We start from the raw sequence: 9,043 nt of genomic DNA, 5'->3' as shown, positions 1-9,043 counted from the left end.
GCTGTGCTGTACGAGCAGACGCTCACCGACAGCATCCGCATCCTGGGCGAGGACCACCCCAAAACTCGCATCGTGCGGGACAACCTGCGTGAGGCACGGTCCAAGTCAGGCTGAGACTGGCTCGCTCAGCGGCCGACTGAGCGTAGGTGTCGAAACCTGTCTTCACTTACTCAAGGGCGCGCCTTGCGGCGCGCCGGGCGGCCAGGCCGCCCCGCCGGGCTGCGGCGTGGCCGCCGGTCCCGTCGGGCGCCCGCCGCCCGCACTCCCAGCGCACCCGTGATCGCTCGCCAGGGAGCCGACCGCCGTCCGGGCCGGTGCGTTGTGGCTGGGGCCGACGGCCTACGCGGCTTTTAGGCAGCCACCACGGGGCGAGCCTCCAAGAACAGGGGGCCAATCGGTCGCAAACGCGGGCAGGCTCAAAGACCCGCCCGATTCGCCGGACCAGCGTAAGGCCCCCTGTTCTCTCGCCCCGTGGCAGCTCCCGCCCAAAAGCCGCTACGGCCGGCGGCGTGCCCACAGCGCACCAATCCCCCGACGCAGGCCCGCCACCGGCCGCGCCGCTCACCCCGCCTTACGGCACCGGGCCGCCGCCTCCCGCGCCAAGGCCGCCACCTCACGCGCCACCGCCGCCGACAGCTCGAAGCGCACCACCCCCGAGCCGTCCGCCCCCGCAGCGGCACGCAGCCGCACCCCGGCCGCTCCCATACCCACGAGCCCTAAGAGCTCCTAACAAAGGCGTTGAACGTGTCGGTGGGTGATGAGGCAGGCGGCGAGGCCGAGGAAGGCTTCGTGGATGTCGTCGCGTCTCTCCCAGCGGATGCGCAGGCGGCGGAAGCCGTGCAGCCAGGAGATCGTTCGTTCCACGACCCAGCGGAAGATGCCCAGGCCGGAGCCGTGCGGCTGGCCGCGTTCCGCGATCATTGGACGGATACCACGCTGCCACAGCAGCCGCCGGTACTTGTCATGGTCGTAGCCGCGGTCCGCGAAGAGCATGTCCGGCCGTCGCCGTGGCCTGCCGACGACGCCGGCGACCGGTGGAACCTTGTCGAGCAGGGGCAGTAGCTGGGTGACGTCGTTGCGGTTTCCGCCGGTCAGCGACACCGCGAGTGGGATGCCCTGGCCATCGGTGAGGACGTGGTGCTTGCTGCCCGGTCGTGCACGGTCGACCGGGCTCGGCCCGCTTTTGGGCCCCGCCGGGCCGCCCGCACGTGGGAGGAGTCGATCACCGCCCGCGACCAGTCCAGCTGCTTGGCCGACCGCAGCTTCTTCAGCAGCACCAGGTGCAGCTTGTCCCATACACCGGCCTCGTTCCAGGCTGCCAGGCGCCGCCAGCAGGTCATCCCTGAGCCGAAGCCCAGCTCCTGCGGCAGGTACTCCCACTGGATGCCGGTGTGCAGCACGAACAGGATCCCGCACAGGGCCTGTCGGTCCGGCACCCGCGGCCGGCCCGCCACCAGCTTCGGCCCCGGCTCCGGCAGCAACGGCTCGATAAGCGACCACAGTTCGTCCGACACGATCCACGGCCGCGACTGACGTTTCCCCACGACCCGACCAACGAGCCGACAAGCCGACGGTCACGTGATCAACAACTTCTGTTAGGGCCTCTAACACGTCGCCCAGCTCGGCCGCCGCTTCCTTCGCATCCCGCCAGCCGCTCAAGTAGTCCACCCCATGCACCCACAGCACCGCGTCAAGGTCCGACTCGTCACCGGTGAATTCCCCGTCCCCCATGCCGCTCATCGTGTGTTCAAGTCCCTTCCGCGCTTGCTCACTGACATCTGACATGCCGAGCCCGCCGAGTCCGAACACGACAGCGGCCCCGGTACCATCGGCAGCGGGGTTTGTGATCAATCCCCAGCCGGACCATCCCAGTTGCTGACCAGGCTCGGGGGTGGTCCGGCGTTGTGTATGTGGTTGTCGCGCGTGCAGTCCGCCCAGGTTGGGGCAGATCTCAGTAGCGGTGTCTCCCGCCCGGGTAGTGGATTGACCTACGGCATTCCGGTGCATCGGTGGGTACGGGTTCATCGCCCAGCGCGTGGCACAGCTCAGCGTGCAGTTGCTCGGCCTCCGCCACCGTCAGCGCCAGGGGAGCGAGGGCAACATGCTTCCCGAAGCGGGAGAGCTGAAGCGACAGTGCAAAGTGACCGTCGCCCTCCCGACGTAGGCGCCGCCCCGGTACCGGCCCGAGGTACCACCCCTCTGACGCACCGGACCCGTCTCGGCTCATTCGCACTCCCCGTTCTCAAGCACTGGACCGTCGTCCGGGTCCTCGGGTGACTCGCAGGCGGACCGGGCGGGAAGCCGCTCACCGCGACTCTCGGCGATCCGCAGCGCGTCGCGCAGCGCGTCACACAGGGACTTGACGAGGAACTTCAGCTCGCCGGTGCCTACCTTGTGATTTCCGAGCATGTCTCCCGCATGACCGAGGAGTTCGGCGCCCGCTTTGAGCTGTAGCGCCTCCACCTCATCGGCGAGCCGTGACAGGCGGCTGTTGCCATCGTCGTCCGTCACGAGATAGCAGCGCTTCCCGGCTGAGTCCGGCCACGGCAGCAGGCGAGGCTGAGTGCTCATGTCGCCACCGCCTTCACGCCGCGCCCAACGGCCCCCCGATGTTGCTCCCGCTCATGAGCGATCACGTACGGCCGGACAAGCCCGGTGCCCGGAACGTCCTCACCTTGCGGCATCCATGCGTATGCCAGGGGTGCGCGCGCCAGGCGAACTGTCGGCGTATCCGTGCTTGGCCGGATGTCAGCGACCCGGTGCCGCCCGGAGGGAGGCAACAACATCCGTAACAGCCATTCCACGGATCGGGCGGTACTCTTCAGCACGTTGACGCTCCTCTACAGCGTTGGCCATGCCCCCGGGCCGTTCGCATCGGTCGCGGGGGTCCTTCCTTTAGGGAACATCGAGAGCACGTCAGCCGGTACCGTGCTGAGGGGTGTTGGAGGGTGTTGAATTCACTGTCCCTTGTGACCGAAGGCCGTGAGTCATGAAGACGCCGAACGAAGATCTCGCCGTATGGCTTGAGCGATCCGGCATGAGCCAAGGCGAACTAGCCCCGGACTTCGCGGGTCACCGGTTTAGGTCTGTGGCCAGCGGGTCTGTGTGATGTCGGTGTCGAGGAGGTCGAGGAGGTGGAGTTGGACGCCGCGGGTGATCTGGACGGACGGCGGGTCGGTGACGTTGCCGATCCGCAGGGTGAGTTCGCCGAGGTGGTAGAAGATCATGCGGCCGGTGGGGCGGACCCGGCGGTTGTCCGGGTAGAGGCCGGTCATGGTCTGCTCGGGGCCGAGTGCGCGTCTGACCTGCCGTTCGATGAGGCAGAAGACGAGCAGGGCCAGGCAGATGACCTGGACCAGGGCGGCGACGCGCCGGTTGTGCTGCACGAAGACCGGTGCGACCGCGAGGGGGCCTTTGAAGTCGTGGTAGCGGCGCTCGACCGCGCCCTGGCCTTTGTAGTGGATCAGGACCTGGGCCGGGTCGGCCTGGTCGGCGGGGATGCTGGTCAGCATCGCGTACCAGCCGTCAACGGCGGCCTCCGCGTTCAGGACGTTCTGGTCGAAGTACCAGGCCAGGGCGGGGGTGTCGTGCTCGTCGGTGGTGATGGTCCAGCGCAGGCAGGCGGTGACGCGGCGCTTGGCTGCGATGACGCCGGCCCGGGCCGCGACCTTCTCCCGGGTCTTGTAGTGCTGGCCGCCTGCCGCGCCGGCGAGCTTGTCCATCTCTTCCCTGGCCCGGGCCAGACGCTTCTCGCGGGCTCTGCGCTGGCCCGCCGCGACGGCGGTGGAATGGACCAGGATCCGGCGCAGCCGGTGCACCAGATCCCGTTTGCGGGGCCCGGCCAGGGTGTGGACGTCCTCCAGTACCCGGTAGACCTCCCGCTCACCGGCCGGCTTGCCCTCGTCCCTCTCGGGCACCCAGTCGACCAGATGTGCCTGCGTGAGGTCCAAGGCGGCATAGACCTCGTCTTTGACCTGCGCGGCCGGGACCGGCGCGATGAAGTCCACCCCGGCCGCGAGCAGTGCGGTGACGTTCGTGTAGGACACCAGCTTGGAATCGGCGACCATCAAGAATTTCCGCTCACCGGCCATGCCCCGCAGGTCCTTCATCGCCCCGACGACCTGGCTGACCTCGGCGACGCCGCCGCCGAAGACGCGGGCGTGGACGGGGATGCCGCCGTCGGCGGACACCGCGAGCCCGGTCTGGACCTGCTTCAAATCCACCCGCCGGTCCTTGGGATGCCCGTAGCTGATGACCGGGTACTGCTCGTCCTGGTCCTCGCTCGGGTAGGCGCCATGGACAGACATGCTGGTCATGTCCCAGTGCAGCCTCGACACGTCGATCCCGAACTCGGCGATCGCCTGCGCGCCGATAGTGCCCGCGATCTGCTCCAGCTTCGGTGCGATCGCGTCCAGGGCCCGGGCCAGACGGTCGTCGTTGAGCAGGTCCGGCTCAAGGCCGAAGACCTCCTCCACCGCCCAGGTGCGGGCCCAGTCGCCGACCCGCACCAGCGGTGCGGGCGAGGTCAGCCGGTTGGCCACCAGCGCCTCGATCACCTGCCCGTGGGTCAGATGCGCGCTCGCACCGCCCGGACACAGCTCGTCGACGATCCCGGCAACATCCAGCCGGCGCAGAAACTCGGCAGCGACAGGCAGAGCGCCCAGACGCTTCTCCACCACGGACGTCACCACCACATCAAGGCGCTGACGGACAGACCGTGGCCGCGGGGACCGGGAAGTCATCGACACACCCAACCCAACGCCACACCACCGGCCAAGGACACCCCCGGACCGGTCACACCATACGAATCAACGACCCGCGAAGTACGGGACTAGCCCGACAGACGAAAACGAAGGCCAAGGAGTGGGGCCAGCCGCACATCTCCTCTGACACGAGCAGTGTCAGGCGATGGCTCCAAGGGGAGCGGCCCCGTCCCCCTGTGCCCGACATCTTGGCGGACGTGTTCTCTGCCGCCATGGGCTACCGCGTCACAACCTACGACTTGGGGTTCGGCGTCAGCCCCACAGCGGACAGGGGGCTTGTGTATAGCCCATCCTTCGCGGCTACGGTGGAAGCCGTCGCCGACTTAGGGAGGGCCGACGTGGACCGCCGAAAGTTCCTGGCCGCAGCACCATTCGCCGCCGTGGCAGGCATCGGACCGTCACGTGACTGGCTGCTCAGCACCTTCGACCAGCAACCCAAGCCCGGCCCCAAGGTCAGGCTCGAAGATGTGGGCCGCGTCCGAAACATGTTCGGCGTGTTCCAGGAAATGGACATCTTCCAAGGCGGTGGATCAGGCCGCCTTGCCCTGGCCGCCTACATGAACGCTCACGTCTTCCCCTTGCTCCGACGCACCCACACTGAACAGGTCCGCCGTGCTCTGTGCGAAGCCGCCGCAGAGCAGACCTACCTACTGGGCTGGATGGCCTATGACAACGGCGAGCACGGAACGGCCCAGCGCTACCTGATCCAGTCCCTACGGCTCGCCGAGGAGTCGCACAACGCCGCTCTTGGCGCTCACGTCCTGGCCGGGATGGCAGACCAGGCCACCCTTCTCGGCCACCCCGAGGAAGGACGCAGACTGGCGCAGGCTGGCCGCGCAGGGCTCGCGAAAGCGCCGTCCTCCGCCTGCCTGGCCGACCTCTGGGCCCTGGAAGCCCGAGCATGGGCAAAGCTCGGAGACAAGCGCGCTGCTTCTTTGGCAGTCGCCAAGTCCGAAGCCGCCTACGCGAGCGTGCGGCCCGAGGAAGAGCAGGAGTGGGCAACGTTCATCGACCCGGCATACCTGCATGGCGAGCACGCCAACACCTTCCGCGATCTTGGCCAGGCCAAGCACGCCGAGGAACACGCCCGCCGATCCATCGAGCACGCCCGCAAGCAGAAGCGCGCCCGCCGTGGCGCCATGTCACAGGCAGCGCTGGCCGTCTCACACCTCCAGCGGAAGGACTTGGAGGCAGCACACGCGGCAGGCGTGCGGACGCTGTCTCTCACGCGACGGGTCAAGTCATCGCGAGCGGTCGAGGCTGTGCAAGACCTACAGCGACGCATGCAGCCGTTCGGCAAGCACCGGCTTGTAGCCGACTTCAACGAACGGGTGCGCGAGCTCACAGCCGCCTGACCGGCGTAACAGGAAACCGCTAGCCTCCGGCCCAAGGTCAGGAGGCTAGCGGTCTTCTGTAAGACCCTCTCAGCTCTTCTTGGGCCCGGTCTGTTGTACGACCTCGAAGGACCACAGCGTTGAGCCGGAGGCGGCGGGCTTCTGCTGCGGGGCGTCTTCGCCGCCGCGCTGGTGAGCCGCCTTCATGGGGCCTTCCATCCAGGCTTGGAAGTCCTCTTCGCTACGCCACCTGGTGTAGACGAGATAGGTGTCGGTCCCCTCGACGGGGCGCAGCAGTTCGAACCACTCGAAGCCGTCGGAACTCTCGACCGCACCCGCCCGGGCGGCGAAGCGCTGTTCCAGAACCTCCCGCTGTTCAGCCGGGACCGTCAGCACATTGATCTTGACAACACTCATGCCCTCATCTTGCCGCAGTGCCGGGCTACGGTGATCGACAACTAGTGGTACATCCGAGTACCTGTTGCGGGCGCAGCAGCTCGAACCACTCGAAGCCGTCGGAACTCTCCACCGCCCCCGCCCGCGACGCGAAGCGCTTCTCCAGCACCTCGCGCTGCTCCTCGGGGACCGTCAGGACGTTGATCTTCACCACACTGGGCATATGAACACCTCTCAGGCAGTGGGCGCCGGCTTGGCGCCCTGACCTCGACTCTGCGCGCAGTCTCCTACATCCGACACTCAAAGAGGCGTGCGGACGGCTCCCCGGCGCATCAGCCGCGTACGGACGAGCGCTCGCAGCATCGCGGCGCCCGCCCCCACTGCCGCAAGGTGCAGGACCGCCGCGAGCGCGAGGTTTTCCGGCAGGGCCGCGTCGGCCGGCTGGGCGACCGCCAGGTACAGGGTGAACGGGAGCTTCCAGCCGCTCCAGGCGAACAGCGAGCCCGAGCCGAGCCAACCGAGCACCATCGGAACCCAGCGGGGGACTCGGGCGGGGCGGCCTCGGACGGCAGCCCAGGTGGCGGCGGACGCCACGAAGGCCCAGAGCGCGAAGACGCCGGAGAGCACGTACCAGGCGAGGTCCCGCTCGCCGCGGTGGGCGACACCCGCGGTACCGCCCATCGCCCAGTACAGCCAGATGAGACCGACTGCGGCGCCGGCCACGGTCATCCATGGCAGCGCCCTTGACGCGCCCTCCCCGCGGTCCCCGAGCCGACCCTCGAACGCGTCCGGCCAGCGCCGCCGGAAGTACGTGGGCAGCGCGACGGCCAGACCCAGCCCCATGCCGACGAACCCGATCTGAATCAGCGCTGCCTCCCAGGCCGGCATCGACGGGTCCGCGTCGCTCCCGCTCTTCGGATCGCCGTCCGCCGAGCCCAGCAGCGAACTGAGAACGGCGTACGGCAACACCGGGACGAGGAACCCCGTCCCCACCCATGCGCAGAAGGCCAACGGCGTTCCCGGTACGCGCATCCCCCACGGCCGCACCAGCGCGAGCGCCACCGCGATCCCGAGCCCTGCCATACCGATCGTGGCGGTGTTGAGCACCACCCACTCCGCCATGCCGAACCCGGTCCCGACCGGCACCAGCCCCACCAGCGAACCAACCACCCACGACACCTTGATCAGCAGGTAGGGCGTCAGCGCCAGCGCTGCCCCGTACGCCGCGACCCGCCCGACCCGATCCCACCGGTCCACGCGAACTCCTCACTCGAAGCAAGTGAGTTCCAGACTCGTTCCCAGCTGTCCGCGCGGGCGTCAACCGTAGGGCGCATCCGGGTCATCACTCAGGGGGAGGTGAGACTCTCGGGCGGCGGGCGCGAGGTCGGCGCCTCACCGCAGTAGTGACCGTTCGGTGGGTGCCAGGCGTAGCCGCTGGGGGGTCCTCGCCCACCGTTCCGAAAGGGTCGGCAGCACCTCCTCGCGCCAGCGTTCCGAACGCCGCAAGCGGTTCAGGTGGTGGTCGAGGTGGCCTTCGTCGGTGAAACGCGCGAACCACACGAAGACCTCCTCGTTCGTCCGTACCGGCAGTGCGGGGAAGGTGTTCGGGGCGTGTTCCGACCGCAGGTACGCCAGTGGCTCGCCGCCGGTCTCGGCCAGTACGGGGCGGACGCGCTGCTGGAAGAACTCGACGAACGCCGTGTCGAACGGGCCGCGCCCGTACCAGATCGTGGCGAGGAGCAGCGACGGTGGCGGTGGCGCCGGCTCGCCGGGGGACGGCCGGGCGTCGGACGGCGTCGGGAATCCACCGAGCGGCGAGGCCGGACGCAGCAGCAGCACGTCATCGGAGTCGATCATCGTCGCGTTCGCCTGGTCGCGGTGTGCCTTCCAGACCGGGCCGCCGTAGAAGCTCTCCAGGGTCTTGGCGCGGCTCGGCATGTCGTCGAAGCCGCGGAGCCAGACGAACCGGTCGGGGTCGTCCAGGTCGCGGAACTGCCCCAGGATGGTCGCGCCCACGGCCTCCTGGGTCTCGACGAACTCCCGGTCGAACAGATCGATCAGTACGTCTCGTTGTCCTGGGTGCAGCGTGTACTGCCGCAGCTCGACGACTGGACACCGTAGGGCCTTCACCAGTCCTGCTCCTCGTTCAGTTGTTGGAACAATATTTGTTACAGCAAGGGGTGTGGTGGCGGATGGCCCCATGGCCACCGGTCTGTCGGCTAGTCCCGTACTTCGCGGGTCGTTGATTCGTATGGTGTGACCGGTCCGGGGGTGTCCTTGGCCGGTGGTGTGGCGTTGGGTTGGGTGTGTCGATGACTTCCCGGTCCCCGCGGCCACGGTCTGTCCGTCAGCGCCTTGATGTGGTGGTGACGTCCGTGGTGGAGAAGCGTCTGGGCGCTCTGCCTGTCGCTGCCGAGTTTCTGCGCCGGCTGGATGTTGCCGGGATCGTCGACGAGCTGTGTCCGGGCGGTGCGAGCGCGCATCTGACCCACGGGCAGGTGATCGAGGCGCTGGTGGCCAACCGGCTGACCTCGCCCGCACCGCTGGTGC

9 protein-coding genes are annotated in these 9,043 nt (G+C 68.4%); 1 reads left to right on the top strand and 8 read right to left on the bottom strand.

Annotated elements, in window-relative coordinates:
• Positions 1–561: 561 nt before the first annotated feature.
• The 4 genes from BBH68_RS41765 to BBH68_RS41760 form a co-directional block, all read right to left on the bottom strand.
• Positions 562–711, bottom strand: coding sequence for a hypothetical protein (locus BBH68_RS41765; protein ID WP_170066529.1), 150 nt, complete (start codon positions 709–711; stop codon positions 562–564).
• Positions 712–726: 15 nt separating this feature from the next.
• A protein-coding gene (locus tag BBH68_RS38935) for an IS5 family transposase (protein WP_425428769.1) occupies positions 727–1,517 on the bottom strand; the annotation gives its coding sequence in 2 pieces (ribosomal slippage) (positions 727–1,196 and positions 1,196–1,517; 792 coding nt in all).
• A 706-nt stretch (positions 1,518–2,223) separates the two neighbouring features.
• Positions 2,224–2,571, bottom strand: coding sequence for a hypothetical protein (locus BBH68_RS03925; RefSeq protein ID WP_065958844.1), 348 nt, complete (start codon positions 2,569–2,571; stop codon positions 2,224–2,226).
• Positions 2,572–3,080: 509 nt separating this feature from the next.
• The gene (locus BBH68_RS41760) at positions 3,081–4,679 is read right to left on the bottom strand and encodes an IS1634 family transposase (protein WP_245737878.1); all 1,599 of its coding nucleotides are present in this window, start codon (positions 4,677–4,679) and stop codon (positions 3,081–3,083) included.
• 38 nt (positions 4,680–4,717) lie between these two features.
• Between BBH68_RS41760 and BBH68_RS03915 the strand changes: the two genes are divergently transcribed.
• A complete protein-coding gene (locus tag BBH68_RS03915) occupies positions 4,718–6,118 on the top strand; it encodes an NsdA family TPR-like regulatory protein (protein WP_483855350.1) in 1,401 nt (466 codons plus the stop codon).
• Positions 6,119–6,187: 69 nt separating this feature from the next.
• On the opposite strand, the gene BBH68_RS03910 is transcribed toward BBH68_RS03915, so the two are convergent.
• From BBH68_RS03910 to BBH68_RS03895, 4 genes are all read right to left on the bottom strand, one after another.
• Positions 6,188–6,514: an antibiotic biosynthesis monooxygenase family protein gene (locus BBH68_RS03910; protein ID WP_065958842.1), complete on the bottom strand. Its 327-nt coding sequence runs from the start codon at positions 6,512–6,514 to the stop codon at positions 6,188–6,190.
• Between the two features lie 25 nt (positions 6,515–6,539).
• Complete coding sequence (locus BBH68_RS03905; RefSeq protein WP_425428768.1) at positions 6,540–6,716, bottom strand: antibiotic biosynthesis monooxygenase family protein; 177 nt, start codon at positions 6,714–6,716, stop codon at positions 6,540–6,542.
• A gap of 77 nt (positions 6,717–6,793) precedes the next feature.
• Positions 6,794–7,750 carry a hypothetical protein gene (locus BBH68_RS03900; RefSeq protein WP_065958841.1) on the bottom strand — a complete coding sequence of 319 codons (957 nt, stop codon included), beginning with the start codon at positions 7,748–7,750 and terminating at the stop codon, positions 6,794–6,796.
• Between the two features lie 135 nt (positions 7,751–7,885).
• On the bottom strand, positions 7,886–8,623 hold the full coding sequence (locus BBH68_RS03895; protein WP_065958840.1) for an NIPSNAP family protein: 738 nt from the start codon (positions 8,621–8,623) through the stop codon (positions 7,886–7,888).
• Positions 8,624–9,043 lie beyond the last annotated feature (420 nt).

The organism is Streptomyces sparsogenes, assembly GCF_001704635.1.
GTDB classification, from domain to species: Bacteria; Actinomycetota; Actinomycetes; order Streptomycetales; family Streptomycetaceae; genus Streptomyces; species Streptomyces sparsogenes.
The sequence above is the reverse complement of the archived record's forward strand: the minus strand, read 5'-3'. Positions and strand labels throughout refer to the sequence as shown.

Excerpts from the sequence above, each read along its gene's own strand:
- BBH68_RS03905 (WP_425428768.1), bottom strand. The coding sequence starts at position 6,716 with ATGCCCAGTGTGGTGAAGATCAACGTCCTGACGGTCCCCGAGGAGCAG.
- BBH68_RS03925 (WP_065958844.1), bottom strand. The coding sequence starts at position 2,571 with ATGAGCACTCAGCCTCGCCTGCTGCCGTGGCCGGACTCAGCCGGGAAG.
- BBH68_RS03910 (WP_065958842.1), bottom strand. The coding sequence starts at position 6,514 with ATGAGTGTTGTCAAGATCAATGTGCTGACGGTCCCGGCTGAACAGCGG.